Origin of the sequence: Streptomyces coacervatus, from assembly GCF_029223485.1 — a bacterium.
Taxonomy (GTDB): domain Bacteria; phylum Actinomycetota; class Actinomycetes; order Streptomycetales; family Streptomycetaceae; genus Streptomyces; species Streptomyces coacervatus.
Genome location: NZ_JARHTP010000018.1, coordinates 57,834 through 83,898 on the forward strand (window position 1 = coordinate 57,834; position 26,065 = coordinate 83,898).

General features: G+C 68.9%; 25 protein-coding genes and 1 tRNA gene. 12 read left to right on the top strand and 14 right to left on the bottom strand.

Annotated features, from left to right (window positions below):
* Positions 1-87 precede the first annotated feature (87 nt).
* Positions 88-501 (top strand): pyridoxamine 5'-phosphate oxidase family protein, encoded by a 414-nt coding sequence (locus P2Q00_RS36220; RefSeq protein WP_275778232.1) that lies wholly within the window; start codon positions 88-90, stop codon positions 499-501.
* Between the two features lie 151 nt (positions 502-652).
* Here the strand turns inward: P2Q00_RS36220 and P2Q00_RS36225 are convergent, their stop codons facing one another.
* Together P2Q00_RS36225 and P2Q00_RS36230 are read right to left on the bottom strand one after the other, a co-directional pair.
* Complete coding sequence (locus P2Q00_RS36225; RefSeq protein ID WP_266957970.1) at positions 653-988, bottom strand: Rieske (2Fe-2S) protein; 336 nt, start codon at positions 986-988, stop codon at positions 653-655.
* Positions 985-1,203 carry a hypothetical protein gene (locus tag P2Q00_RS36230; RefSeq protein WP_275778235.1) on the bottom strand — a complete coding sequence of 73 codons (219 nt, stop codon included), beginning with the start codon at positions 1,201-1,203 and terminating at the stop codon, positions 985-987. Before P2Q00_RS36230 ends, P2Q00_RS36225 begins: the two co-directional genes overlap by 4 nt.
* 154 nt (positions 1,204-1,357) lie before the next feature.
* Here P2Q00_RS36230 and P2Q00_RS36235 point away from each other — a divergent pair, with 154 nt between their 5' ends.
* Positions 1,358-2,338, top strand: coding sequence for a helix-turn-helix transcriptional regulator (locus P2Q00_RS36235; RefSeq protein WP_275778237.1), 981 nt, complete (start codon positions 1,358-1,360; stop codon positions 2,336-2,338).
* 130 nt (positions 2,339-2,468) lie between these two features.
* Here P2Q00_RS36235 and P2Q00_RS36240 read toward each other — a convergent pair whose 3' ends face one another.
* Positions 2,469-3,515 (bottom strand): helix-turn-helix transcriptional regulator, encoded by a 1,047-nt coding sequence (locus P2Q00_RS36240; RefSeq protein WP_275778239.1) that lies wholly within the window; start codon positions 3,513-3,515, stop codon positions 2,469-2,471.
* 336 nt (positions 3,516-3,851) lie between these two features.
* Between P2Q00_RS36240 and P2Q00_RS36245 the strand changes: the two genes are divergently transcribed.
* From P2Q00_RS36245 to P2Q00_RS36255, 3 genes are read left to right on the top strand one after another with little or no spacing between them, the layout of a single operon-like run.
* On the top strand, positions 3,852-5,396 hold the full coding sequence (locus P2Q00_RS36245) for a circularly permuted type 2 ATP-grasp protein (RefSeq protein ID WP_275778241.1): 1,545 nt from the start codon (positions 3,852-3,854) through the stop codon (positions 5,394-5,396).
* Positions 5,393-6,325 (top strand): alpha-E domain-containing protein, encoded by a 933-nt coding sequence (locus tag P2Q00_RS36250; protein WP_275778243.1) that lies wholly within the window; start codon positions 5,393-5,395, stop codon positions 6,323-6,325. Before P2Q00_RS36245 ends, P2Q00_RS36250 begins: the two co-directional genes overlap by 4 nt.
* 1 nt (position 6,326) lies before the next feature.
* Positions 6,327-7,169: a transglutaminase family protein gene (locus P2Q00_RS36255; protein WP_275778245.1), complete on the top strand. Its 843-nt coding sequence runs from the start codon at positions 6,327-6,329 to the stop codon at positions 7,167-7,169.
* Positions 7,170-7,220: 51 nt separating this feature from the next.
* Here the strand turns inward: P2Q00_RS36255 and P2Q00_RS36260 are convergent, their stop codons facing one another.
* The 6 genes from P2Q00_RS36260 to P2Q00_RS36285 form a co-directional block, all read right to left on the bottom strand.
* Positions 7,221-8,336, bottom strand: a complete 1,116-nt coding sequence (locus P2Q00_RS36260; protein WP_275778247.1) for a sugar ABC transporter substrate-binding protein — start codon at positions 8,334-8,336, stop codon at positions 7,221-7,223.
* Positions 8,337-8,732: 396 nt separating this feature from the next.
* The gene (locus P2Q00_RS36265; protein ID WP_275778248.1) at positions 8,733-9,188 is read right to left on the bottom strand and encodes a heat shock protein transcriptional repressor HspR; all 456 of its coding nucleotides are present in this window, start codon (positions 9,186-9,188) and stop codon (positions 8,733-8,735) included.
* 7 nt (positions 9,189-9,195) lie between these two features.
* Positions 9,196-10,380, bottom strand: a complete 1,185-nt coding sequence (gene dnaJ, locus P2Q00_RS36270) for a molecular chaperone DnaJ (protein ID WP_275778251.1) — start codon at positions 10,378-10,380, stop codon at positions 9,196-9,198.
* 45 nt (positions 10,381-10,425) lie between these two features.
* Complete coding sequence (gene grpE, locus P2Q00_RS36275; protein ID WP_275778253.1) at positions 10,426-11,082, bottom strand: nucleotide exchange factor GrpE; 657 nt, start codon at positions 11,080-11,082, stop codon at positions 10,426-10,428.
* Positions 11,079-12,920: a molecular chaperone DnaK gene (gene dnaK, locus P2Q00_RS36280; protein WP_275778255.1), complete on the bottom strand. Its 1,842-nt coding sequence runs from the start codon at positions 12,918-12,920 to the stop codon at positions 11,079-11,081. Before dnaK ends, grpE begins: the two co-directional genes overlap by 4 nt.
* 93 nt (positions 12,921-13,013) lie before the next feature.
* Positions 13,014-14,048, bottom strand: a complete 1,035-nt coding sequence (locus P2Q00_RS36285) for an MraY family glycosyltransferase (RefSeq protein ID WP_275778257.1) — start codon at positions 14,046-14,048, stop codon at positions 13,014-13,016.
* Between the two features lie 205 nt (positions 14,049-14,253).
* Between P2Q00_RS36285 and P2Q00_RS36290 the strand changes: the two genes are divergently transcribed.
* Positions 14,254-16,536: a (Fe-S)-binding protein gene (locus P2Q00_RS36290; protein ID WP_275778258.1), complete on the top strand. Its 2,283-nt coding sequence runs from the start codon at positions 14,254-14,256 to the stop codon at positions 16,534-16,536.
* Between the two features lie 166 nt (positions 16,537-16,702).
* Here the strand turns inward: P2Q00_RS36290 and P2Q00_RS36295 are convergent, their stop codons facing one another.
* Positions 16,703-17,029 carry an antibiotic biosynthesis monooxygenase family protein gene (locus tag P2Q00_RS36295; RefSeq protein WP_275778259.1) on the bottom strand — a complete coding sequence of 109 codons (327 nt, stop codon included), beginning with the start codon at positions 17,027-17,029 and terminating at the stop codon, positions 16,703-16,705.
* A 101-nt stretch (positions 17,030-17,130) separates the two neighbouring features.
* Between P2Q00_RS36295 and P2Q00_RS36300 the strand changes: the two genes are divergently transcribed.
* The 3 genes from P2Q00_RS36300 (at position 17,131) to P2Q00_RS36310 (ending at position 21,142) form a co-directional block, all read left to right on the top strand.
* Entirely contained in the window at positions 17,131-18,417 is a 1,287-nt protein-coding gene (locus P2Q00_RS36300; RefSeq protein ID WP_275778260.1) for an FG-GAP repeat domain-containing protein, read from the top strand.
* A gap of 180 nt (positions 18,418-18,597) precedes the next feature.
* On the top strand, positions 18,598-20,073 hold the full coding sequence (locus P2Q00_RS36305; RefSeq protein ID WP_275778262.1) for a VCBS repeat-containing protein: 1,476 nt from the start codon (positions 18,598-18,600) through the stop codon (positions 20,071-20,073).
* 85 nt (positions 20,074-20,158) lie between these two features.
* Positions 20,159-21,142, top strand: a complete 984-nt coding sequence (locus P2Q00_RS36310; protein WP_275778263.1) for a Yip1 family protein — start codon at positions 20,159-20,161, stop codon at positions 21,140-21,142.
* Between the two features lie 66 nt (positions 21,143-21,208).
* On the opposite strand, the gene P2Q00_RS36315 is transcribed toward P2Q00_RS36310, so the two are convergent.
* On the bottom strand, positions 21,209-21,715 hold the full coding sequence (locus P2Q00_RS36315; protein ID WP_275778264.1) for a phosphoribosyltransferase: 507 nt from the start codon (positions 21,713-21,715) through the stop codon (positions 21,209-21,211).
* Complete coding sequence (dcd, locus tag P2Q00_RS36320) at positions 21,712-22,287, bottom strand: dCTP deaminase (RefSeq protein WP_275778265.1); 576 nt, start codon at positions 22,285-22,287, stop codon at positions 21,712-21,714. Before dcd ends, P2Q00_RS36315 begins: the two co-directional genes overlap by 4 nt.
* Before the next feature lie 524 nt (positions 22,288-22,811).
* On the opposite strand from dcd, the gene P2Q00_RS36325 reads away from it, so the two are divergent.
* Both P2Q00_RS36325 and P2Q00_RS36330 read left to right on the top strand, forming a co-directional pair.
* Positions 22,812-22,885: transfer RNA gene (locus P2Q00_RS36325), tRNA-Gly, on the top strand.
* 82 nt (positions 22,886-22,967) lie between these two features.
* Entirely contained in the window at positions 22,968-23,114 is a 147-nt protein-coding gene (locus P2Q00_RS36330) for a hypothetical protein (RefSeq protein WP_275778267.1), read from the top strand.
* Positions 23,115-23,650: 536 nt separating this feature from the next.
* Here the strand turns inward: P2Q00_RS36330 and P2Q00_RS36335 are convergent.
* Complete coding sequence (locus P2Q00_RS36335) at positions 23,651-24,478, bottom strand: oxidoreductase (protein WP_275778269.1); 828 nt, start codon at positions 24,476-24,478, stop codon at positions 23,651-23,653.
* Between the two features lie 95 nt (positions 24,479-24,573).
* Between P2Q00_RS36335 and P2Q00_RS36340 the strand changes: the two genes are divergently transcribed.
* A complete protein-coding gene (locus P2Q00_RS36340; RefSeq protein WP_275778270.1) occupies positions 24,574-25,026 on the top strand; it encodes a MerR family transcriptional regulator in 453 nt (150 codons plus the stop codon).
* Positions 25,027-25,211: 185 nt separating this feature from the next.
* Here the strand turns inward: P2Q00_RS36340 and P2Q00_RS36345 are convergent, their stop codons facing one another.
* Positions 25,212-26,033 (bottom strand): phosphotransferase, encoded by an 822-nt coding sequence (locus P2Q00_RS36345; protein WP_275778271.1) that lies wholly within the window; start codon positions 26,031-26,033, stop codon positions 25,212-25,214.
* Positions 26,034-26,065: the final 32 nt, after the last annotated feature.

Consider the following 26,065-nt stretch of genomic DNA (forward strand, 5'->3'; position numbering starts at 1 on the left):
AGTGCTGACTGGCTCAGCGTACACAAAGTTGAGTCTATTCCACTCAAGGCAGCAGCCGGGAGGACTTGGGGGCTAAGTTCCGGGGCCATGGCGACCTATTCGCAGGACCCAGAGGCCCCCGACGCCGCGTACCTCGACTTCTGGCGGGAACGGCACCTGTGCACGCTGACGACGCCGCGCCCGGACGGCAGCCCGCACGTGGTGCCCGTCGGGGTCACATACGATCCCGGCGCCGGGCTTGCTCGGGTGATTGCGAACAAGACGAGCACCAAGGTGCTGAACGTGCTGGCCGCCGGCGCCGAGGGCGCCCGGGTCGCGGTCTGCCAGGTGGACGGGCGGCGCTGGGCGACCCTGGAGGGCCGGGCCCTCGTACGGGCCGAGCCGGAGCGGGTCGCGGAGGCGGAGCAGCGGTACGCCGAGCGCTACCGGCGGACGCCCGGGCCGAACCCGTCACGCGTGGTGATCGAGATCGAGCTGACGCGGGCGATGGGCCTCGCGTGACGGCTGTTTTCAGCCACTGCGCGGCACCGGCCGAATACGCCGATACCCGGAAATGTCGCGCAAAACTGCAGCGGCGTCACCGTGTTCAGGTCACGGTGACGCCGCTGCGGGGGGAAGTACCTGAGCGAACTGTTACGACGGGGGATTCGCGTCAGGCACTGCGGGGGGTGGCTGAGATGGTCCGAACATCGGGGGTTTCCGGTTCCACCAGCCGGTGGTCTCGTTGGTCGAGATTCACAAAGATCATTCCGTACCGGACGGCACATCGCACGGGCTGCGGCGCCCCCCGAGGCCGCCGCAGACACCGGTACGCCCGTACGTCCTCGTCCTCATCGCGCGTGACCACGACCGGCTCACCGAACACGGTCACCATCAACGAGTCACCGGAGTGGGGGATCGCGGTGACAAGATCGATGAAGTGCCAGCCGGAGCGGTAGGCCGTGGCCATTTCGCGGCGGAAGGAGCGGTCGTCGGGTGGAGTGGTCATGCGTCCGCGCCCGCCGGGGTTCCCCAGCCGACGTCACCGGGGCTGTCGCCGGCCACGACCACCCAGCCGACGTCGCCGGAGCCGCCCGCGGTGACCGCCCAGCCGACATCCTGGGCCGAAGTGTGCTCTGTCTTGGTCGGGCTCACACCCCAGCCGACGTCGAGAGGACCAGCCGCACCGCTGGCCAGCGCGACTACGAAGGCAGTGGCAAGCACCGAGCGAAGCATTCTCTTTTTCATGGTCGGCTTCGTCCTCACTTGATGGCTTCCTCTCCCCCGTGAAACAAGACGATGGCTCATTCAGGCACGTCAATGCCACAGAAGAGATGCATCATGTTCCTGCACGTTCAGGACCCTGGGGGGTGGAGATTTGCCAACAAAGAGCACAAAGCCGACACATCCTCATGGCATCACAGACCTGTGTGCCGACGGTTCACGTCTCTACGCCAGTGCTCTCAGTTCCGGACGTATCTCCCGGAACGAGGTCGAGAACGCGCCCTGTCTGCTCGAATTCGCCCTGCTCCATCCCGATCCGGACGACCCGAGCTGGCTACGCCCGGTTCCTCCGTCCGTCGTACTCGCGCAGCAACTTCAGCCCCTGGAGCGCGAGATACAGGACCGGCGGCGGACCACCCTGGACCTCGCGGACGCCTTCCAGCCGTTCCTGGACATCAGTGCCCAGAAACCCGCCACCACGCACGCGATCACCGTGCTGGAGGGCATCGACCGTATCCATGCCGCGCTCGACATGGCCATCGCGGAGGCGCGCACCGAGGTCCTGACCGTGCAGCCCGGAGGCAGCCGGCCGGAGCACATCCTCAGCCAGGCGCTCAAGCGCAGCAAGCCGCTGATCGAGCGCGGCATCTCCATGCGGACGCTCTACCAGCACACCGTCCGGCACAGTCAGAGCACGTACGCCTACATGGACCAGATGGCGGGCGCCAAGGTCGAGATCCGCACGCTCGAGGAGCTCATCGAGCGGCTCATCATCTGCGACAGCTCGGTCGCCTTCATCCCCGCCCAGGACGACCGGACGGTCGCCCTGGAGCTGCGCCACCCCGGTCTCGTGCAGTACCTGATCAAGGTCTTCGAACAGCTCTGGCAGCGGGCCACCCCGCTGATGGACGAGGTTCCCTACGAGTCCACCCCCGAGGGCATCACCGGCGTCCAGCGGTCCATAGCGAAGCTGCTCATCGAGGGCCATGTCGACGAGGCGATCGCCCGCCGGCTCGGCATGAACGTCCGCACCTGCCGGGCCCACATAGCCAAGCTGGCGGCCGCCCTGGGCAGCGGCAGCCGGGCCCAGCTCGGCTATCTCATCGCCCAGTCCGGCATCCTGGACCGTGAGTGACGCCTCCGGCGGGGTGCGGTGGTGTTTGCAGCTGGGCGGTTGGGGGCGCCGTCCCTGGGGGCTGCCGCCCCCAGACCCCCGCTTCGACCTGAACGGCCTCGTCCTCAAACGCCGGACGGGCTGAAATGCCTCAGCGGGGCGTCGGGGATTGCTGGCCCGGAAGCGTGACCGACGAGCCGATGTCCGCCGGGTGGCGTGGGCCGTCGAGGCCCACCTGGGCTATGCGGACGCCGAGTTGGGTGCGGCTGGCCGCGCCCAAGGTCTCGGAGAGGCGGGCGATGTGGGCGCGGCAGGTGCGGACGCTTATGCCGAGCCGTTCCGCGATCACCGCGTCCTGGTGGCCCTCCGCAAGGAGCGCCGCGATGGACTGCTCACGGTGGGAGATGCCCTCGATGCCGGTGTCGGGCAGCGGCGCGGTCAGCGGGATGGCGAGGCGCCAGAGGCGTTCGAAGACCGTGACCAGGTACTCGACCAGGGCCGGGTGGCGCAGCTCCAGCGCCAGGGTGCGGTCCGCGTTCGCCGGGATGAAGGCCACCGTGCGGTCGAAGAGGATCAGCCGGTCGATCACCTCGTCCAGGGTGCGGGCCTCGACCGAACCGCCCATCAGTTCAAGGTAGTTGAGCAGGCCCTGGCCGTGCCGGGCCACGTGCGTGTACAGGTCGCGCATGCGCACTCCCCGGCCGCGCAGCGCGAGTGCCCGGTGCAGGCCCTCGGTCAGTTCGTGCTCGGGGCGGATGCCACCCGGCTGGACGGTGAGGACCTCCGTGGTGCACGCCTCGGTCGCCGCGTCCATGGCCGCCTGGATACGGGACAGCCCGTCGAGGACACGGATCGCGGTGCCCTCCGCGGCTCCGGAGCCCGCCTGCGTCGCGGGCCCCAGACCGGCGTACCGCTCGACGGCGGCGACCGCCGCGCCCACCCGCCGCTGGCTCGCGCTGACCTCGTCGTAGACCCCGCGCAGCAGCCTGGTCATGACCTCCTGCGGGGACGTCGGGACCAGCCAGGCCATGTCGTCGGGGTCGGGGTGCAGCAGGGCCAGTTCCAGCAGGCACGGCACCGGTTCGGCGTCCCGGCGCGCCACCCGGCCCCGCCGTACGGCCCGGGAGTACACACGATCCCCGGCGTCGCACAGTCGGTCGGCACCGTGTGGATGCTCATCCGTCCCGTGCCCGGTCATCGCCCATCCCACCCCCGGTTCCAGCGTCTTCCGCAGCGCAACTATGCGCGGCCCGGACCAGCTCCGCAACACGGCTCGACCCGAACTGAGCGGCCGAAACCACCTATACGTCCGGCTATTTCCGGCCCTCCACCAACCGCCTTGCAACAACCTGACGCCGCCACGACAACCGCCGGTTGCGCCCCGTCAGGGGCGCGGGGAACTGCGCGATCAACCACGACGACGCCGCAGAAGACCGACAACCCATTCCGCCACACCCCGCGGAGCACTCAGCATGCAAGCTGCCGGAAATGAGTCAGTGATCGTCGCGTTACACCCCGCCTCTAACGTCCCCTCATGGCGGACATATTTGACGCATACGCATTGGCCGATGCGTGGGACGAAATGTTTGAGCGGCCGGGCGAGGTCAGGGCCGCCTACGAGCCAGTGCTGACGGCCCTGCAGCCCATCGAGCCGAGTGAACTCCGGTTCCGGGCCGACCAGATGGCCCGGGCCTTCACGGACCGCGGTGTGACCTACGCCTTCGCGGGCGAGGAGCGGCCCTGGCCGCTGGATCTGGTGCCCCGGATCCTCGACGCCCTGGAATGGGATCTCATACAACGCGGGGTGAGCCAGAGAGTCAGGGCCCTGGAGGCCTATCTCGCCGACGCCTACGGGCAGTGCCGCGCCTTCGAGGACGGTGTCGTGCCCTGGCGGCTGCTGCTCAACTCCGGCCACTTCCACCGGGCGGCGCAGGGCGTCGAGCCGCCCGGCGGCGTCCGCATCCATGTCGCCGGCATCGACCTCGTACGCGACGAGGCCGGGGACTTCCGGGTGCTCGAGGACAATGTGCGGGTGCCCAGCGGGGTGTCGTACGTCATCGAGAACCGGCGCGCGATGACCCGGATCTTCCCGTCCCTGTTCGCGGAACAGCATGTGGTGCCCGTCGACGGATACGCGCAGAAGCTGCTCTCCGCCCTGCGCGCCGCCGCCCCCGACGGTGCGCAGGACCCGAGGGTCGTCGTACTCACCCCGGGCCCCAGCAACGCCGCCTACTTCGAACACGCCCTGCTCGCCCGGCTGATGGGCGTGCAGCTGGTCGAGGGGCACGACCTGGTCTGCCGCAACAACCGCGTCTGGATGCGCACCACACGCGGCGAGGTGCCCGTCCATGTCGTATACCGGCGGCTCGACGACGACTTCCTCGATCCGCTCCACTTCCGCCCGGACTCGGTGATCGGCTGCCCCGGCATCATGGGCGCAGCCATGGCGGGCAACGTCACACTCGCGAACGCCGTGGGCAACGGGATCGCGGACGACAAGCTGCTCTACACGTACGTACCGGACCTGATCCGTTACTACCTCTCCGAGGAACCGATTCTGCCGAACGTCGAGTCTTATCGGCCCGATGAGCCAGGGCAGTTGGAGGCGGTCCTCGACCAGATCGACCGGCTGGTCATCAAGCCCGTCGACGGCGCGGGCGGGCAGGGAATCGTGATCGGTCCCAAGGCCGACAAGGACACCCTCGAGCGCACTCGCAAAGCCGTCACCGCCGACCCGCGCGGCTTCATCGCCCAGCGGCCCGTCGCCCTGTCCACCTCCCCCACCCTCGCGGGCGAGCGCATGGCACCCCGCCACATCGACCTCAGGCCCTTCGCCGTGAACGACGGCAACGATGTCTGGGTGCTCCCGGGCGGCCTGACCCGAGTGGCCCTCCAGGAGGGCAACCTGATCGTCAACTCCAGCCAGGGCGGCGGCTCCAAGGACACCTGGGTGCTCGCGGAGGGCCCGGCCGAGCAGCCGGCGCCCGAGCCCGCCGCCGCGCTCCCCTCCGTCGCCCCGCGCCGGCTCGGACCCGACGGCACCCGTGCCGTCGTACAGGAAGGGGCGCAGCAGCAGTGAACGACGTGATCCTCTCCCGGATAGCCGAGGCCCTGACCTGGACCGGCCGCTATGTCGAGCGCGCCGACGCCACGGGCCGCATCCTCGACGCGTATCTGCACCGTCTGCTGGAGGACCCCTGGCGCGACGAGGACGCCGCCTGCCGGTCGCTGTACGCGATCCTCGGCATGGACGCGGGCGGCGAACGCGTGGACATGCAACAGGTCCTGGACCAGCTGGCCTTCGACGCCCGTTCGACGGGGTCGATCGAGGGCGCGCTGGGGGCGGCGCGGCTGAATGCCCGCAGCGCCCGTGAGGCCATCTCCTCCGAGATGTGGGAGTGCCTCAACTCCACCTGGCACGCGCTGGCCGACCAGCGGATGGCGGCCCGGCGTACGGGCCCGTACGCCTATCTGGAACTGGTGCGCCGCCGGGCCGCGTTGTTCTTCGGCCTCGCCGACTCGACCATGAGCCGGGACGACAGCTGGCGTTTCGTCGTCCTGGGCCGCAGCCTGGAGCGGGTGGACATGACCGTACGGCTGCTGTCCGTGCGCGTGCTGGACGCCGTGCACGCGCCCGACTGGCCGACGCTGCTGAGCGCCTCGGGCGCCGACGAGGCGTATGCACGTGTGAACGGCGGTTTCGGCGACACCCCGCGAGTGGCCGAATTCCTGCTCCTGGACCGGGACTTCCCGCGCTCGGCGCTGCATGCGCTCACCACGGCGGAGGAGTGCCTTACGGCGCTGGGCCGCCCCCGCCAGGACCCGGCGCGCCGCCCGATCGGCCGGCTGCGCACCCGTCTCGAATACCTGGACACCCACTCGCTCGAAGACCAACTGCCGGTCCTGCTGGGGGATCTGCAGCAGGCCTGCATGGCGTCCGCGGACGCGGTGGCGGAGCGGTTCTTCCCGTACCAGGGGCCCGTCGAGTGGGCCCAGGAAGGAGCCTGACATGGCTCGTCGCCTCCGCATCAAGCACACCACCCGGGTCTCCTACGCCCAGCCCGCGGCCTCCTCGCACAACGAGGTCCGCATGACCCCGCTGACGCTGCCGGGCCAGACCACCCTGGACGCGCGAGTCACCGTGAACCCCACGACGCCCACCTGGTCGTACTGGGACTACTGGGGCACCCAGGTCACCGGCTTCGACCTGATGGACCCGCACGGCAAACTCACCATCATCGCCTCCAGCCTGGTCGAGACGTCCCCGGCGGAACCACTCCCCAAGGCGCCCTCGTGGGCCGAGCTGGCCGAACGGACCGCGAACTCCCGTCTGTTGGAGTTCGCGAACCCGACGGGCCGCACGACGGTCCCGCCGAAGCTGGTCAAGAAGGCTCGGAAGGCGGCGGCCGGCCTCGACCCGCACGAGACGGCGGTCGCGGTCTCGGCGCTGGTCTCCGACCGGGTGTCGTATCTCCCGGGCGCGACCAGCGTGAACACCTCCCCGGCGGAGGCCTGGGAGCAGGGCGCGGGGGTCTGCCAGGACATCACCCACCTCACCGTCGCCCTGCTGCGGGGCGTGGGGCTGCCGGCCCGCTACGTCTCCGGCTACCTCCACCCCGAGCGCGAGGCCGAACTCCACCGTCCGGTCGCCGGGCAGAGCCACGCCTGGATCGAGTACTGGGCGGGTGACTGGTGCGGCTACGACCCCACCAACAGCACCCGGGCCGACGAATCCCACGTGGTCGTGGCGCGCGGTCGCGACTACGACGACGTCACCCCGCACAAGGGCATCTACCGGGGCGTGCCCGGCGGACCGCCGGATGTGTCGGTGGAGTTCACTCGGGTGGCGTGAACACCCGCCAGAGGGCCGGAGGGCGCTTGCAGGCGTCCTCCGGCCCTCTGCTCATTTCAGGCCGATCGCCGAGCACTCCGACGAGAACTTCGACGTGCAGATCTGCGAGATCTTGTAGATGCCGTCCGCGACGACCGTCGACTTGATGTTCTTCTTCGTCAGGGCCGTCACGGTGACGAGCTGCGCGGGGATGCCCTTGTTGGTGGGGCTGTCGACGTTGTCCTGGGTGAGGGCGTCGAACTCGATCTCCTTGCCCTGCACCTTGGCCACCGCCATCTGCGCCGCCGCCGCGGCCTCCTGCGGGTACGACTTGTACACGCTCATGTACTGCTCGCCCGCGACGATCCGCTGCACGGCCTCCAGCTGCGCGTCCTGGCCGGTGAGCGGCGGCAGCTTGGTGACGCCGGCGTTCTGCAAGGCCGTGACGATGCCGCCGGCCATGCCGTCGTTGGCGGAGTAGATTCCGGCGATGTTGCCCTTGCCGATGGCGTCGATCGCCGCCTTCATGTTGGCCTGGGCGTTCTTCGGGTCCCAGTCCTTGGTGTCGTACGACTTGGCGATCGTCACCTTGCCGTTGAGCTCGGACAGGGCGCCCGCCTTGAACTGCTTGGCGTTCGGGTCGGTGGGCGAGCCGTTCATCATGACGATCTTGTCGGAGGTGCTGACGTTGCTGCCCAGCGCCTCCAGCAGGGTGCGGCCCTGGACCTCGCCGACGAGTTCGTTGTCGAAGGAGATGTACGCGTCGATCGGACCCTCGGCCAGCCGGTCGTAGGCGATGACCGGGATACCGGCGTCCTTCGCCTTCTTCACCTCGCCGGCGATGGCATGCGAGTCCACGGCGTCCAGCAGGATGATGTCGACCTTGTCGTCGATCATCTGCTGCATCTGGCTCGCCTGCTTGTCCGCGTTCTGGCCGGCGTTGCGGTAGTCGACCTTGCCGCGCTGCTTGGTGAGCGAGGCGACCTGCTTCTTGATGATGGGGTAGTCGAAGTCCTCGTACCGGGTGTTGGCCGTCTCCGGCAGCAGCAGTCCGATCGTGACGTCGTTGCCCTTCGTGGGGCTCGCCGAACTGCCGTCCCCCGACACGTTCAGCACGCCGCAGGAGGAGAGCGACAGAGTCATCGTGGACGCTGCCACGGCTATGGCGGTACGACGCGTGGGACGCATGGAGGAGCTCACTTCTGGTGTCTTCCGGACGCGGGCGCAGCTTGCGACCCAGGTGACTGAAAAGCCAACGCGGAGCGGCCCCCAAGCGTCAAGCGCTACTACTTAACGAGTGCGCAACGCCACGCTCCGCTGAGCATGTAAAGACATGAAGGAAACGCCTCCAAAGGTCCTTTACGGACTCTCCATGCAACCGCAGGCAATCGGAAGGCAAAGATCCGCACAAGCAACCCGAATCCACGCGATTCATGATCACGACTGCTTCCGTCAGCCGTTCGCATCTCGTCCGGAGGACCGAACAAACCCGGCCACACCCACGACCGCCGAGGACGTACGAAAAGGGCCCGGAGGTTCAACCTCCGGGCCCCTTCGACGGCTTGACGCGACGGTCCGCGACGGTCAGTCGGACCGCTGCCCCTTGGGCCGCCACACCACCAGCGCGCTGGTCTGCTGCACCTCCTGGTACGGCACCAGATCACGGCGGTACGACGCATGCACCGCCGCCTCGCGCTGCTGCATCGCCGCCGCGGCACCCTCGACCGCCGTCTGGAGTTCCGCGACGCGCTGCTGGAGCGCGGCGACCTGGTTCTCCAGTTCGATGATCCGCTTGATGCCGGCCAGGTTGATGCCCTCGTCCTGAGACAACGCCTGCACGGTACGCAGCAGTTCGATGTCACGGGCCGAGTAGCGGCGGCCCCGCCCGGCCGTGCGGTCCGGGGAGACCAGGCCGAGGCGGTCGTACTGCCGCAGGGTCTGCGGGTGCAGGCCGGAGAGCTGGGCCGCCACCGAGATGACGTAGACCGGGGTTTCCTCGGTCAGTTCGTACGGGTTGCGTCGACGGCCGGTCCCATCCATGGCTCTCTCATGCTCCCTTCGCGGCCTGGAACAGCTCCGCCCGCGGGTCCTCGCCCGCGGTCGCCTCGCGATACGCCTCCAGTGCGTCACGAGCCTTCCCCGTCAGGTCCGTCGGGACACTCACCTCGACGGTGACCAGGAGGTCGCCGCGGGTGCCGTCCTTGCGGACCGCGCCCTTGCCGCGGGCGCGCATGGTGCGGCCGTTGGGCGTGCCCGGGGGCAGCTTCAGGGTGACGGGAGGGCCGCCCAGGGTGGGGACCCTGACCTCGCCGCCCAGGGCCGCCTCCGAGAACGTCACCGGGACGGTGACGGTCAGGTTGTCGCCCTTGCGGCCGAACACCGGGTGCGCGTCGACATGCACGGTCACGTACAGGTCGCCCGCGGGGCCGCCCCGCTCGCCCGGCGCGCCCTTGCCGCGCAGCCGGATGCGCTGGCTGTCGGAGACTCCGGCCGGGATACGGACCTGCATCGTCCGGGAGGACTTCGCACGCCCCGAGCCCTTGCAGACCTCGCAGGGGTTCTCCGCGATCAGGCCGCGGCCCTTGCAGTCCGGGCAGGGGTCGGTGAGGGAGAAACCGCCGCCGGAACCCCGCGCGACCTGGCCGGTGCCGACGCACGTCGGGCACACCCGCGGGTTGCCGTTCGCGTCGCCGGTGCCCGAGCAGGCCTTGCAGGGTGACTGCGAGGACATGCGCAGCGGGACCGTCGCCCCCTCGATCGCCTCGGTGAAGCTGAGGCTGACCTCGGTGTCGATGTCCTGGCCGCGCCTGGGCTGCACCCGCGTGGTGCCGGAGCTGCCCCGGTTGAACAGGCCCCCGAAGACATCACCGATTCCGCCGCCGAAGCCTCCGGAACCCCCGCCGCCGCCGCCCTGGGTGCCGCCTCCGAAGAGGTCGCCCAGGTCGAAGTTGAAGGAGCCGCCGCCTGCGCCCGGCCCGGGGCGGAAGCCGCCGTTGCCGAAGAGGGCGCGGGCCTCGTCGTACTCCTTGCGCTTCTTGGGGTCGCCGAGTATGTCGTTCGCCTCGGAGATCTCCTTGAAGCGCTCCTCGGCCTTGGCGTTGCCCTTGTTGGCGTCCGGGTGGTTCTCGCGGGCGAGCTTCCGGTACGCCTTCTTGATCTCGGCCTCGGTGGCGTCCTTGGGGACGCCGAGGACCTTGTAGTAGTCCTTCTCGATGAAGTCCTTGGTGCTCATCCTCGACGCGCCCCCTTTCCGGTGTTCCGCTCGGTGTTTACGACCTCAGCCCTCCTCAGGGCCGTTGTCCTTGTCGTCGCCGGCCTCGGCACTCTCCTCGGCCTTGACCGTCTGCGCGCCGGGCTGCGGTTCGGCGACGGCCACCCGCGCGGGGCGGATGGTGCGCTCGCCGATGCGATACCCGGGCTGCAGAATCGCCACGCACGTCGTCTCGGTGACGTCGGGCGCGTACGAGTGCATCAGGGCCTCGTGGATCGTCGGGTCGAAGGGCTCGCCCTCCTTGCCGAACGCCTGCAGTCCCATCTTCGCCGCGACGGTCTCCAGCGACTCCGCGACGGACTTGAATCCGCCGACGAGTTCGCCGTGGTCCCGCGCGCGGCCGATGTCGTCGATCACGGGCAGAAGCTCGGTCAGGAGGTTCGCGATGGCGATCTCCTTGACCGTGATCCGGTCCCGCTCGACCCGGCGGCGGTAGTTCTGGAACTCGGCCTGGAGCCGCTGGAGGTCCGTGGTGCGCTCTTCGAGCGCCTTGCGCACCTGGTCCAGCTGGGCCGTCAGACCGGCGATCTGTGCACTTGCGTCCCCGGCCGGGGCCGCCCCCTCCCCCGAGGAGGGGGAGGCGGCCTTCGGCTCGGCGTCTTCGGGGGTGGCGCCGGAGGGGACGTCGGGCTTCTCGTCGAAGCCCGGAGTCTCCTCCGTCACGCGGCACCGTCCTTGCGCTCGTCGTCCACGATCTCGGCGTCCACGACGTCGTCGTCGGCCTTCGGAGCCTCGGCGCCCGCACCGCCGGCGGCGGCTTGCGAGGCCTGGGCGTCGGCGTACATGGCCTGGCCCAGCTTCTGCGAGACGGCCGCGACCTTCTCGGTGGCGGTGCGGATCTCGGCGGTGTCCTCGCCCTTGAGCGCGGTCTTCAGCTCCTCGACGGACGCCTCGACCTCGGTCTTGATCTCGCCCGGGACCTTGTCCTCGTTGTCCTTGAGGAACTTCTCCGTCTGGTAGACGAGCTGCTCGCCCTGGTTGCGGGTCTCGGCGGCCTCGCGGCGGGCGTGGTCCTCCTCCGCGTACTTCTCGGCCTCCTGGCGCATCCGGTCGACCTCGTCCTTCGGCAGCGAGGAGCCGCCGGTGACGGTCATCTTCTGCTCCTTGCCCGTGCCCAGGTCCTTCGCGGTCACGTGCATGATGCCGTTGGCGTCGATGTCGAAGGCGACCTCGATCTGCGGGACACCGCGCGGGGCCGGCGGCAGACCGGTCAGCTCGAACATCCCGAGCTTCTTGTTGTACGCCGCGATCTCGCGCTCGCCCTGGTAGACCTGGATCTGCACGGACGGCTGGTTGTCCTCGGCGGTGGTGAAGATCTCGGACCGCTTGGTCGGGATCGTCGTGTTCCGCTCGATGAGCTTCGTCATGATGCCGCCCTTGGTCTCGATACCGAGGGACAGCGGGGTCACGTCGAGGAGCAGGACGTCCTTGACCTCACCCTTGAGGACACCGGCCTGCAGGGCGGCGCCGATGGCGACGACCTCGTCCGGGTTGACGCCCTTGTTGGCGTCCTTGCCGCCGGTCAGCTCGCGGACGAGCTCGGCTACGGCGGGCATACGGGTGGAGCCACCGACGAGGACGACGTGGTCGATCTCGTTGATGGAGATGCCGGCGTCCTTGATGACGTTGTGGAACGGCGTCTTGCAGCGCTCCAGCAGGTCGGCCGTCAGCTGCTGGAACTGAGCCCGGGTGAGCTTCTCGTCCAGGTGCAGCGGGCCCTCGGCGGAGGCGGTGATGTAGGGCAGGTTGATCGAGGTCTCGGTGGACGAGGACAGCTCGATCTTGGCCTTCTCGGCAGCCTCACGCAGACGCTGCAGGGCCATCTTGTCCTTGCCGAGGTCCACGCCGTGACCGCTCGCGAACTGCTTGACCAGGTAGTCGACGACGCGCTGGTCCCAGTCGTCACCACCGAGGTGGTTGTCGCCGTTGGTGGCCTTCACCTCGACGACGCCGTCACCGATCTCCAGCAGGGACACGTCGAAGGTGCCGCCGCCGAGGTCGAAGACGAGGATCGTCTGGTCGTCCTTGTCGAGGCCGTACGCGAGCGCGGCCGCGGTCGGCTCGTTGACGATGCGCAGGACGTTCAGACCGGCGATCTCGCCGGCCTCCTTCGTCGCCTGACGCTCGGAGTCGTTGAAGTAGGCCGGGACGGTGATGACCGCGTCGGTCACCTTCTCGCCCAGGTAGGCCTCGGCGTCCCGCTTCAGCTTCTGCAGGATGAAAGCGGAGATCTGCTGCGGGTTGAAGGGCTTCCCGTCGAGCTCGATCTTCCAGTCCGTGCCCATGTGGCGCTTCACGGAGCGGATGGTCCGGTCCACGTTCGTAACCGCCTGGCGCTTGGCGACCTCGCCGACGAGCACCTCACCGTTCTTCGCGAAGGCGACGACGGACGGCGTGGTCCTGGCACCCTCGGCGTTGGTGATGACGGTGGGCTCGCCGCCCTCCAGAACGCTGACGACGGAGTTAGTCGTGCCCAGGTCGATGCCGACCGCACGTGCCATGGTGAATCCTCCAGCTGACTTGAGTGGAACGGACTCAAGTGTGCACGACGCCCGCCGATGGGTCAACAGACCTGAGTCGCACCGACTCAACTCTTATCCGTTCCTTACACGCAACTGGCCGCTGACCTGCGTCGATTGCGTGGCCACCGGCCGCCGAAGTCCGTACACAGGCACCCGAAGGAGCATGAGTACGACGACGAGCGCCACCCCTCCCACCCACAACACCGCGGACCGGTCGGTCCATCCGATGTGCATGAGCACCCCGACCAGCACCCCCGCGAAGGCCCCGATGCCGGGCAGCACGGTCGCCCCCTGCGGGGTGAGCCCCAACCGCCGCAGCCGGTGCGCCACATGGTCGGGCCCGCCCCGCAGCAACGGCCGCCCGGCCAGCCGCCGCGACAGGACCACCAGGAGTACGTCGGCGCTCGCCAGCACGGTGAGCGAGAACAGCACTCCCGCACTGGACGCCAGCCCGTAGCCGGCCCGGGTGAACACGGCCGACGCGGCCAGCAGGAACCCGGTGAACATCGACCCGCACGCACCGAGGCCCACGCGCGCGGGCGGCCAGTTGTGCATGAGGAACCCGGTCAGCGCGGCGGCCAGCACGCTCAGCAGCACCGCGAGCCCGTCCATCACCTCGGCCGCCGCGCAGGCACCGACCCCGAAGGCGGTGAGCACGCCGACGGTCCCCGCGAGCGCGTCCGCATGGTCGAGCGCGTTGAACCCGACGGCGACGAAGACGATCCAGCAGACGGCGAGCAGCCCGACCGGCACCCCGGTCTCGTCGTACGGCACCACGCCGGCCGCCGCGGCGGCCGTACCGGCGACGAGGACCCGCGTCTTGACCCGCCGCACATCCGCGACGAGCCCGAGCGCCGCGACGGCACCCCCGGCGGCGAGCAGCCTCCCCACCCCGGCCCCGAGCGGCGCGACGCCGGTCCGGTCCATGGCCACCGCCACCGCACAGGTGGCGAGCACCACGGCCAAACCCCCGAACAGCGGCACGGGCCGCTGCCGCTGCCGTCTGCGTTCGACGATCCCGAGGCGCAGCGCGGGCACCCGCAGCAGCGCGGTGAGCACGGCGGCGAGCAGGAGGGCTGTGGTGGCGGCGGCGATCCCGTATAGCACGGATCTAAATTAGGGGCAAATTTCCCCATTAGGCATGAATAACACGATCGGATCACCCCAGGTCTTTGTCGACCTTTAAGGCAACCCTCAGCGATCCAGATCACTGCACGCCTGGCTACAGTGCGTTGGAAGATGAGGGTAGTCTCAGACGGACTGCATAAGTTACCGCTTAGTAATCTCCCTCGCAGGCCCGAGGAGCCCCCAAATGCAACTCGCCGCGATCATCGTGTCGCTGGTGCTGACCGTGGTCGGCGTTGCGCTGCTCGCACGCGCCATCGGTCAGTTCGTCCGGTACTTCAAGCTGGGCCAGCCCGTGCCCGCCGCCAGCCGGACCGACAACCCCTATTCGCGCAGCGTGACGCTGGTACGGGAATTCCTCGGCCACACGCGGATGAACCGCTGGGGCATCGTCGGCTTCGCCCACTGGTTCGTCGCCATCGGCTTCCTGACGCTGCCGCCGACCATCATCACGGCGTACGGGCAGCTCTTCCAGGCCGACTGGACGCTCCCGGTCATCGGCGGCTTCCTGCCGTACGAGCTGTACATCGAGTTCATCGCCGCGATGACGACGCTCGGCATCGTCACGCTGATGGTCATCCGCCTGCTGAACCTGCCCTCGCGGCCCGGCCGCAAGTCCCGCTTCGCAGGCTCGAAGATGGGCCAGGCGTACTTCGTCGAGTACGTCATCCTCACCATCGGCCTCGCGATCTACGTGCTGCGCGGCCTGGAGGGCGCGCTGCACCACGTGGACCACTTCGAGGCGGCGTACTTCGCCTCGTACCCGCTGATCCTGGCCTTCAAGGGCCTGAGCGTCGCCACGCTGCAGAACCTGGTCTACCTGGCCGCCATGATCAAGCTGGGCACGACCATGATCTGGATGATCACGGTCAGCCTGAACACCAACATGGGCGTCGCCTGGCACCGCTTCCTCGCGTTCCCGAACATCTGGTTCAAGCGCAACGCGACCGGTGAGACGGCGCTCGGCGCCCTGCAGCCGATGACGTCGGGCGGCAAGCCGATCGACTTCACCGACCCGGGCGACGACGACGTCTTCGGCGTCTCCCAGGTCGAGCAGTTCTCCTGGAAGGGCCTGCTGGACTTCTCGACCTGCACCGAGTGCGGCCGCTGCCAGTCCCAGTGTCCCGCCTGGAACACGGGCAAGCCCCTCTCTCCCAAGCTCCTGATCATGTCCCTGAGGGACCACGCCCACGCCAAGGCCCCGTACCTGCTGGCCGGCGGCGGCAAGTCCATGGAGGGCGAGGAGAAGGCGACGGAGGAGCAGCTGGCCGACGTCCCCGCCGCGGCTCTCGCCGAGGCCGAGCGCCCGCTGATCGGCACTCTTGAAGACAACGGCGTCATCGACCCGGACGTCCTGTGGTCCTGCACCACCTGCGGCGCCTGCGTCGAGCAGTGCCCGGTGGACATCGAGCACATCGACCACATCGTCGACATGCGCCGCTACCAGGTGATGATCGAGTCGGCCTTCCCCTCCGAGGCGGGCACGATGCTCAAGAACCTGGAGAAGAAGGGCAACCCCTGGGGCCTGGCCAAGAAGCAGCGCCTGGAGTGGCTCAAGGAGGTCGAGTTCGAGGTCCCGGTCGTCGGCCAGGACATCGAGGACCTCACCGAGGTCGAGTACCTGTACTGGGTCGGCTGCGCCGGAGCCCTGGAGGACCGCGCGAAGAAGACCACGAAGGCCTTCGCGGAACTCCTCCACATCGCGGGCGTGAAGTTCGCGATCATGGGCGGCGACGAGAAGTGCACCGGCGACTCCGCCCGCCGTCTCGGCAACGAGCCCCTGTTCCAGGAGCTCGGCATGGAGAACGTCATGGCCCTGAACATGGCGTTCGGCGAGGAGCTGGACGACGACGGCAAGGTCGTCCCGGAGTCCGCCAAGCCGAAGTCGGCGAAGAAGATCGTCGCCACCTGCCCGCACTGCCTCAACACCATCGGCAACGAGTACCCGCAGCTCGGCGGCGACTACGAGGTCATCCACCACACCCAGCTGCTGCAGCACCTGGTCGACGAGGGCAAGCTGGTCCCGGTCACCCCGGTCGAGGGCATCATCACCTACCACGACCCCTGCTACCTGGGCCGCCACAACAAGATCTACACGCCCCCGCGCGAGATCATCGCGAACGTCCCGGGCCTGCGCAACGAGGAGATGCACCGCCACAAGGAGCGCGGCTTCTGCTGCGGCGCCGGCGGCGCGCGCATGTGGATGGAGGAGCGCATCGGCAAGCGCATCAACAACGAGCGCGTCGACGAGGCCCTCTCCCTCAACCCCGACATCGTGTCGACGGCCTGCCCCTTCTGCCTGGTGATGCTGACCGACTCGGTCAACGGCAAGAAGAACGAGGGCAAGGCCAAGGAGTCCATCCAGGTGGTGGACGTCGCCCAGCTCCTCCTGGAGTCGGTGAAGACGCCGGTCGACCCGGCCGGCGAACCGGAGTCGGAGACCGCACCGGAGCCGGAGCCGGTGAAGTAGCAGGCCTTACGGCTGTGCCGACGCCCCCATGTCCCGTGCGGACGTGGGGGCGTCTTCGTAGGCAGACAAACCTCGGTACGGTAATGCGCCCTGTAAGGGGCGCGGGGAACTGCGCGACCGGCCCCCACCGGCCCGCGGGTTTGTCACCGTTCTTCCAGCGGAGCGCCTACGCGCCCTTCGGCCCCGCCTGCTGCACCACCTCGAAGGACCACAGGGTCGACCCGCTGGCCGCCGGCTTGGGCCGCTCCGCGCCCTCGGCGCCGCCCTGGTGGGCGGACTTCATCGGCCCCTCCATCCACGCCTGGAACGACTTCTCGTCGCGCCAGCGCGTGTACACGAGGTAGGTGTCCGTCCCCTCGACCGGCCGCAACAGCTCGAACCACTCGAACCCGTCGGAGTTCTCCACGGCATGGGCCCGCGAGGCGAACCGCTTCTCCAGGACCTCCCGCTGCTCGGCAGGCACGGTCAGCACATTGATCTTGACTACGCTCATGCCCCCATCTTGAACCCCGCCCCGCTCCGGGCGACTGTCGCCCCGCCCCGAACGCATGCATCATTGCCCAGGCGTTGTCGACGGTGCTGACGAGGTGGACGGTGCGCGTGCGAAGAGGCGGGACATGTACGGCGGCACTCGTCGGCTGCACCCTTCTCCTCGCCGCCTGCGGCCCCGGCGCCGACGCGGGCGTCGCCAAGCACACCCCCGTACAGATCGCGGACGCCCCGGCCAAGCTGCCCATCCCGCACGGCAAGGGCGGCAGGACCCCCGACGACTTCAACGGCGACGGCCACCGCGACCTCGTCCTGGACGACCTGGTCAAGGCGCAGAGCCACGCCGACGACGCCGGCATCGGCATCGTCTACGGCGGCGCGCACGGACTCGCCCCGGGGGCAAGGCAGTTGCTCGCCCCCGCCCGGTACGCGGCCCGCACCAAGGGCCAACTCCCCGCCGTCTTCGACGCGGAGGCGACCTGCGACCTGGACCAGGACGGTTTCACCGACCTGGTGGTCTCCACCGATCCGCCCTACGACGGCCAGGGGCAGCCCCCCGTCCCCCTCCAGCTCCTCTTCGGCTCGCCCACCGGCCTCACGCCCGCCGTCCACCTCACCGTCCCGGCCCGATCCCGCTTCGGCAACGACTGGCCCGACCAGCCGGTGTGCGGCGACTACGACGGCGACGGCGCCGAGGACCTGGTCCTGCACGCGTCCGCCGGTCAACTCACCTATCTGCGCGGCCCGTTCAGCCGTAGAGGCACCCCGCACGCGGCCACCGCTCCCATCCCCTCGACCGGCGAGCTCCCCACGGGCCCGGCCGCCGACGTGAACCACGACGGGTACGACGACCTCGTGGTCCGTACGGCAGAGGGCGCCGGCAAGGCGTCGATCGTCCTCGGCGGCCCCGCCGGCCCGACCCGCACCACGATCGCCCTCCCGGCGGGCATCGACATCGCCCTCGGCCGCTTCGGCCGGGGCAAGGCCCTGGACGCGGCGGTCGGCACCCTCGACGGAACGTCTCTGCGCTACGACCTCCCGACCCCCACCCGAGCCACCCTCGCCTCCCCCGGCTCCATGCTCGACACCGCCGACTTCGACGGCGACGGCCTGGGCGAACTCGTCTCCAGCGGCTCGGGGCTGAAGGTGTTCCGGGGCCGTGGAACAGGCCTGTCCACGGCGGGCATGGTGACCGTCGAGCCTCCGGCCCAGGGCACGACCAGGGTCCTCGCGGTCGGCGACTTCGACGGGGACGGGCGGGCCGACCTCGCGGTACGGACGTACCGGGGCGAGACGAAGGACACCGTCGCCGTCTACCGGGGTGCCAAGAAGGGTCTGCTGGCGAAGGAGCCGGCGGTCACCTTCTCCACCTCGGAGTTCCTGGCCGACTGACGCCACAACAACCTCAGGAATTTACCGGACTCACGTACAACCCTTACGCACCGTCGCAGGTCTCCTGATCGCCGACCGCGCGTGAACCCGAGGACAACTCCCGGCAAACACGGGCGGACGCGCACCCCATCGACTGTGGATGCCCGCCAGGCATCCCCGCATGCCGCAGGAGAAACCCGCATGCACAAGCCTCTGCGACTCGCCCTCGCGACGGCCACCGCCGTCGCTCTGACGGGCGGTCTGCTCACGTTCTCGGCCGTGAACGCCACGGCCGCGGACTCCACCCATGTCCCGCAGGCCGACTTCAACGGCGACGGGATCGGCGACGTGGCCTTCTCGGCCGCCGGCGCCTACGTCAGCGGCCACAAGAACGCCGGCCAGCTGGTCGTCCTCTACGGCACCGCCACCGGTGTCTCCTCCGCCAAGCGCTCCACCATCAGCCAGAACACCGCAGGCAACCCCGGCACCGCCGAGACCGGCGACGCCTTCGGCTCGGAGACCGCGTACGCCGACTTCAACGGCGACGGCTACGACGACCTCGCCGTCGGCTCGCCCGGCGAGGACGTCGGCAGCGACGTGGACGGCGGCGGCCTCGTGATCCTGTGGGGCTCGGCCTCCGGCATCACCGGCAAGGGCGTCGGCATCGCCGACCCGGCCCCGTCCAGCCACGACTACTGGGGCAAGAACCTCGCCGCCGGCGACTTCGACGGCGACGGCAAGGCCGACCTGGCCGTCGGCAGCTCCGCTGCCACGATCTACGTCTTCAAGGGCGGCTTCAACTCCTCCGGCACGGCCGGCGGCCGCTACACGATCAAGCCCGCCATCCAGAGCGGCAACGGCGCGAACGGCCCGCTCAACCTGACCGCCGGTGACGTCAACGGCGACAAGCGCACCGACCTGGTCGTCGACGGCTTCGAGACCGAGACCAGCTACGGCTGGAACCGCAACTACTACATCCCCGGCACCGCGAGCGGCCTGAGCCTCGCCTCCGCCCAGGCCCTCAAGCCGGGCGTCATCACCGCGATCGGCGACATCAACGGCGACGGCTACGGCGACATCGTCAGCGGCGCCCAGTGGGACACCACCACCAGCGACGGCACCGCCATCCCGGACTCCGGCAAGGGCGGCAAGGTCTGGGTCACCTACGGCTCCGACGGCGGCCCGACCACCTCCACCGGCATCACCCAGGACACCGGCAACGTCCCCGGCACCGCCGAGAGCAAGGACTGGTTCGGCTACGAACTCGACCTCGGCGACATCAACGGCGACGGCTTCCTCGACCTCGCGATCGGCGTCGCCGGCGAGAACATCGGCAGCGCCGTCAACACCGGCGCGGTCACCGTCCTCTACGGCACCTCCAGCGGCCTGGACACCACCTCCGGCGCCCAGGGCTTCGCCCAGAGCACCCCGGGAGTGCCCGGTAACGACGAGAACGACGACATGTTCGGCGCCGACGTCAAGCTCGACGACGTCACCGGCGACGGCAAGGCCGACCTGATCGTGGGCTCGTACGAGAACGACGGCAACGGCGCGGTCACCTATCTGCCCTCCGACGGCACCGTGATCACCACGACCGGCTCCCGCGCGGTCGCGCCGAGCACCTCGGGCGTCTCGACGACGGGAACGCCGTCCTTCGGCGCCAACTTCGCCGACTGACCGGCCCCGTACCGGAGCCGGGCCCTCACCCTCGGGCCCGGCTCCTTCTTCTCCCTAGGGGCTGCCCGGACGCGCCCCGTAGGGGATGTCACAGCTCGGCAGCAAAGCCGGGCCCGAACCGCCGGGCCGGACACGTCACTCTCCGGGAGCAGGTACGTTCGAAGGCGTGGCTGGATTCAGGATCGGACGCGGCGCCCGGAACAACGGCGCTCCGCAAACGCGACCGCAACAACCCCCGTACGGACAGCAGGCACCGCAGCGCCCGTCGCACGGCTATCCCCCGGCGCCGCAGCCCGGCCCCGGGCAGCAGCAGTACGGCAACGGCGGCGGCCAGTGGCCGCAGGGCAGCGGCGGCGGGTACGGAGAGCCGGAGTACTTCGGCGACGGCGGCGGCTATGCACCGCAGGGCAACCCGGACCCGTACGCGGCCAACAACCCGGGCCACACCCAGGCGTTCACGGTCGGCGAGGACCCGTACAACCAGGGTGGCACCTACCGCGCGGGCTCGGCCGCGGCGGCCCCGGTGGGCCCCCGCCTGCACTGGAAGGACCTGCTGAGGGGAATCATCTTCTCCCCCACCCAGACCTTCCTCCAGATGCGCGACTACACGATGTGGGGCCCGGCCCTCATCGTGACGTTCCTCTACGGCCTCCTCGCGGTCTTCGGCTTCGACGGCGCACGCTCGGACGCGATCAACGCCACCCTGGCGAACGCGGTCCCGATCGTCCTGACGACGGCCGTCGCCCTCGTCCTCTCGTCCTTCATCCTGGGCGTGGTCACCCACACCCTGGCCCGCCAGCTCGGCGGCGACGGCGCCTGGCAGCCCACGGTCGGCCTCTCCATGCTGATCATGTCCCTGACCGACACGCCCCGCCTGGTCTTCGCCATGTTCTTCGGCGGCAACGCAACCTTCGTCCAGGCCCTGGGCTGGGCGACCTGGGTCGCGGCAGGGGCGTTGCTGACGATGATGGTCAGCCGCTCCCACGACCTCCCCTGGCCGAAGGCCCTGGGCGCGTCGGCGATCCAGCTGATCGCCCTGCTGTCGATCGTGAAACTGGGCACGTTCTAGCCCGCACACCCGAGGACAACACAAAGGGGCTCCCGGCAGTGTGCCGGGAGCCCCTTTGTGCTGCACTCAGGCGTCGAGAACCTGCCCGGTCCGCTTGACCACGGGCGGCTCGACGGACCACGGGAAGTTGATCCACTCATCGGTGCGCTTCCACACGTATTCGCACTTCACGAGGGACTGCGACTTCTCGTAGATCACCGCGGAACGCACCTCGGCCACATGGTCGAGGCAGAAGTCGTGCACGAGCTTCAGCGTCTTCCCGGTGTCGGCGACGTCATCCGCGATCAGCACCTTCTTGTCAGTGAAATCAATCGCATTCGGGACAGGAGACAGCATCACGGGCATTTCGAGCGTCTGACCCACCCCGGTATAAAACTCCACATTGACCAGGTGGATGTTCTTGCAGTCGAGGGCGTAGGCAAGCCCACCCGCGACGAACACGCCCCCGCGCGCGATGCTGAGCACGACGTCCGGCTCGTACCCGTCGTCGGCGATGACCTGCGCAAGCTCGCGCACAGCACCCCCGAACGCCTCGTACGTCAGGTTTTCCCGCACACCGCTCGCACCGCTCACACCTGGGTCCGGTGGAAGTTGAGGTAGGACCGGGAGGCGGTGGGTCCGCGCTGCCCCTGGTACCGGGACCCGTACCGCTCGCTCCCGTACGGGAACTCGGCCGGCGAGCTCAGCCGGAACATGCACAGCTGCCCGATCTTCATGCCGGGCCACAGCTTGATGGGCAGGGTGGCGAGATTGGAGAGCTCGAGCGTCACATGCCCGGAGAAGCCGGGGTCGATGAACCCGGCGGTGGAGTGGGTGACGAGCCCGAGCCGCCCGAGCGAACTCTTGCCCTCGAGCCGCGAGGCGAGATCGTCGGGGAGCGTGATGGCCTCGTACGTGCTGGCCAGGACGAACTCCCCGGGATGCAGGATGAACGGCTCATCGCCCTCCGGCTCCACGAGCCGGGTGAGATCCACCTGCTCGACGGAGGGATCGATGTGCGGGTACCGGTGGTTCTCGAACACCCGGAAATACCGGTCCAGCCGCACGTCGACACTCGACGGCTGCACCATGGATTCGTCGTAGGGATCGATCACCACCCGCCCGGCGTCGATCTCGGCCCGGATGTCCTTGTCTGAGAGAAGCACGCCCTGAGGATACGCAAGGCGCGCGGACCGACCACAATCGCGCCGACCCACGCGCCCACTACGACCCTGATGCGCCGCTAACTCTTCTCAAGACCGACCGGCACCACACTGCGGAGCCGGGCACACCTCGGACACCGGACGAGCCGGCCGGGGCCGAGCCGCTCGGCCTGCTGCATCGGGAACGAAGCGGTGCTGAACACATGCCCATCGACACAACGGACGACGGTGCGCTCCATCAAGTCCTGCTCCATCAAGTCCCAGAGTCCCTTCCCCAAGAGCCACGTCCGGCTACTGTCCACCTGACGACAAATGCCACATTACGGGATCAACGGAACGGCTCTCCAGGGGGCACTCCGACCTCCCCCGGACCCTCACCCACCCCACCACCGTACGCCCCAACTCCGGCCCCCCGCAGCCTCATCACCCCCGCGAAACGCACCCGGGCCCCACGGCTTCAGCGCCGGGGGCCAGGCATGAGGTAAGGTGACGATGCATTCGGACACCGGCTCCAACCGGCGTCTTACGCGGGTGTAGTTTAATGGTAGAACATCAGCTTCCCAAGCTGAGAGCGCGAGTTCGATTCTCGTCACCCGCTCCATAATGAAACCCCAGGTCAGCGACCTGGGGTTTGTTTGTTGTCTAGTCCAATTCAGGGGTGGCGTGCCTGCAGGAGGTCGCGCATGGCCGGGTTCGAGATCAACAAGCGGGCCATCGAGAACGTGCAGCGAGAGATCGCGAAGGAATTCGAGCGCGCGGCCCGCAAGCATCCCATCCGCGTTCCGGTCCAGGTGGATGCTCCAGCGCTCCCGTCTACTTCACCTAACTGACTCCCAGGTCTTCCTCACTTGGCGGGCGACTCTCTGTCTGTGGACGAGATCCTCGGCGCGCTGGAGCACCTGACCCGGCGGGGGCTTGTCCGCCGGGTGGGCATGAACTCCGGTCGGCGGCGGGAGAGATGGGCGTGGTTGGTCCGCGTGTCTCGCTCGTGGAGGCGGCTGGCGCTGTCGGTGCTTGGTTTGCTGGAGGCTCGGGAGAAGAGCGTCCGGGAGGAGGTCGCACGGTTGCGGGAGGAGGCCGAGCGGGTGCAGGCCGCGCTCGGTGATGCGGAATGCGCGCTTCAGCGGCTGGTGGATGCCCGGGCGACGGTGGCCGAGGTGCTGGCCGAGCCGCCTTCCGTAGTCGCGGAGCCGTTGCAGAGCGCGGTGGCGAGGTCGCCGGTCCCGCGGCGGGACGGGACCTCCCGGTACTCAGGTGACCCGCATCGCCGAACCACCAGGAGGTCCCGTCTTCATGCGTCGGCCCCGGTGCGATCGCCCGATCAGGAACCCGCGTTCGAACCGACAGCCCGTAAGCGGATGGCTTCTCAGATGGCGGTAGAGAGTGCTACGTGGCGCCATTGGTCGAGTTCACGCCGTACCAGATCCAGCTTCGCCTCGACGCGCTCGACCGCGTCCGCGCCCAACTGCAGGCGCAGCGGCGGCTCGGCGACCTCGGTGACATCGACGATGGCCTTGGCTCCCTTCAGCGGATCGCCTGGCTGGCGGCCGTCGTTCTTGGCCAGTGCCTCGCGCACCGGCCCCGCGCCGGCGACGTAGTCGGCGATGGCGGCTGGTTCGACCTGGATGCTGGAGCTGTTGAGGAAGTCGGTGCGAAAGCCGCCCGGCTCTATGATCGTGACGCGGACGCCAAGCGGGGCCAGCTCGCCGTGCAGTGCCTCGGAGATGCCCTCGAGGGCGAATTTCGACGCGCCGTACAAACCCGCCGCCGGAACAGTGGCGAAGCCGGCCACGGACCCGATGTTCAGGACATGTCCGGATCGCTGGGCACGCAACGTCGGCAGGGTCGCCCGCAATGTGTTGAGCACGCCGAACACGTTGACGTCGAACAGATCCCGGGCAGCCTCGTCGGAAGTCTCCTCGATCGCGCCCACGAGGCCGTAACCGGCGTTGTTGGCCACGATGTCGATCCGGCCGAACTCCGCCAGGCCGGCCTTCACCGCAGCCGTCAACTGCTCCGGTTTGGTCACGTCCGCGTTCACCGCCAGCAATCCGTCCGGCTTTTCCGGGTACGCCTGGAGCACCGCCGACACGTCCCTCGCCGTAGCGATCACGCTGTGCCCTCGGTCCAGCGCCTCACGGGTGATCTCCGCGCCGAGCCCACGCGATGCACCGGTGACAAACCAAACGCTCATGTTTCCCCCATATTCAGATCGCCCGATTGGCCAACATCTCGACGCTAGAACCTAGAGTCGGGTCTAGATCAATATCTGTGTGACGGGAGTCGCAAATGGACCTGAGCATCGGTGAGGTGGCGGAGCGCAGTGGGCTGAGCGTTCACGCGCTGCGGTTCTACGAGCGGGAGGGCCTGTTCGCCAACCCCGTGCGCCGCCTGCCCAACGGCCGTCGGATCTATCGCGAGGAAGATTTGGAGTGGCTGGCGATCTGCACCAAGCTGCGCTCTTCCGGCATGTCACTGGTGATGATCCGGCAATACATCGAGCTGGTCCGCCAGGGCCCGGGCAACGAACATGAGCGGCTGGAGTTGCTACGCCGGCACGAAATCCACGTGGAGGCGCAGATCCGGGAGTTGCAAGAGACCTTGGACGTGATGCGGCACAAGGTGCGGATCTACGAGGATCATGTCGTCCGCGGTGAGGCCGACCGGCTATGGAATCCGTCCCACCCGGATGCCGCCCAGGCCGGCACTCACCATGAGTGCCGTCCGCCAGAGGGCGCGTGATCGTCCGCGCACGGTCTGCGTGGAGTTGGCCCGCAACATCTACCGCTCCTTCACCCGCAGCACCCAGTCCGCCAGCCTCCGGCTCCACGCCGCCAGGAACCCACGTTCGAACCGACAGAGCAGGCTCGGCAGCACGCGACACGCTTCGCCCGGCCGCGTCTGCCCGACCTCGAAACCCTCGGGATCTACCCCGCCGCGAAGGCGTCCTCGACCTGATCGAGCCGGTCCGTCCACCAGTGCAGCAACACCTCGTCCGCGGTGAACAACTCATCGCAGGAGAAGTCGCCGCGGTCGTAGTGGAACTCCAGCTGCCAGAAGTCCGACATTCGCTTCCACCACAGCCTGCGAACACCATCCGCGAGCGCGCTGTCTTCCAGCGGCATCACGGACCGGTACCCACCGACGAACGCCGAGACACAGGCGAGGTCGAACACCCCGTCCACCCCGAACTGCACCTGCGCCGTCCGAGCGACCTCTTCCGCATACGGCCGCACGCCGACCCGGTCCCAATCCAGGACGGCGGCAAGCTCCTCGCCATCCCACAGCAGATTCCGGTACTGGACATCACCGTGCGTCCACCCGTGCGCACCTTCAGGGGTCGCCTGCTGCGGGCGGCGGTCGGCTTGCTTGCTGATCAGCTCCCGACGACGGTCGAGAGCTGCGGCGGCCGCCTCGTCGAAGAGACTGCCGGTCCCCTTGTCGGCCACTGCCGCGGTAAGTCGGTGCGACTTCTCAACCGCCTGCTCCGGCGACGTGACCTCCGCCGTAACCGCATCGGGCACGACGGGCAACAAGCCCATGCCGTCGCCGGCAAGCGCAGCGAGCACGCCGAGGTTGCGGCTCAGCCGGTCAAACGACACATCGGTGACCCGGCGCTCCCGCACCTCTTCCAGCCCGAAGGCGCTGGCCAGCTCGGCGAGGATGCTGCCGGGGATTAAGGGTTGACGGGATGTCAGTTCTCGTTGCCAGGCAGGGTTTGAGTGCGACCGAGACGTGTCGTGGGGCAAGCCGAGGCTGGTCGAGGACGGGTCCGGGAAAC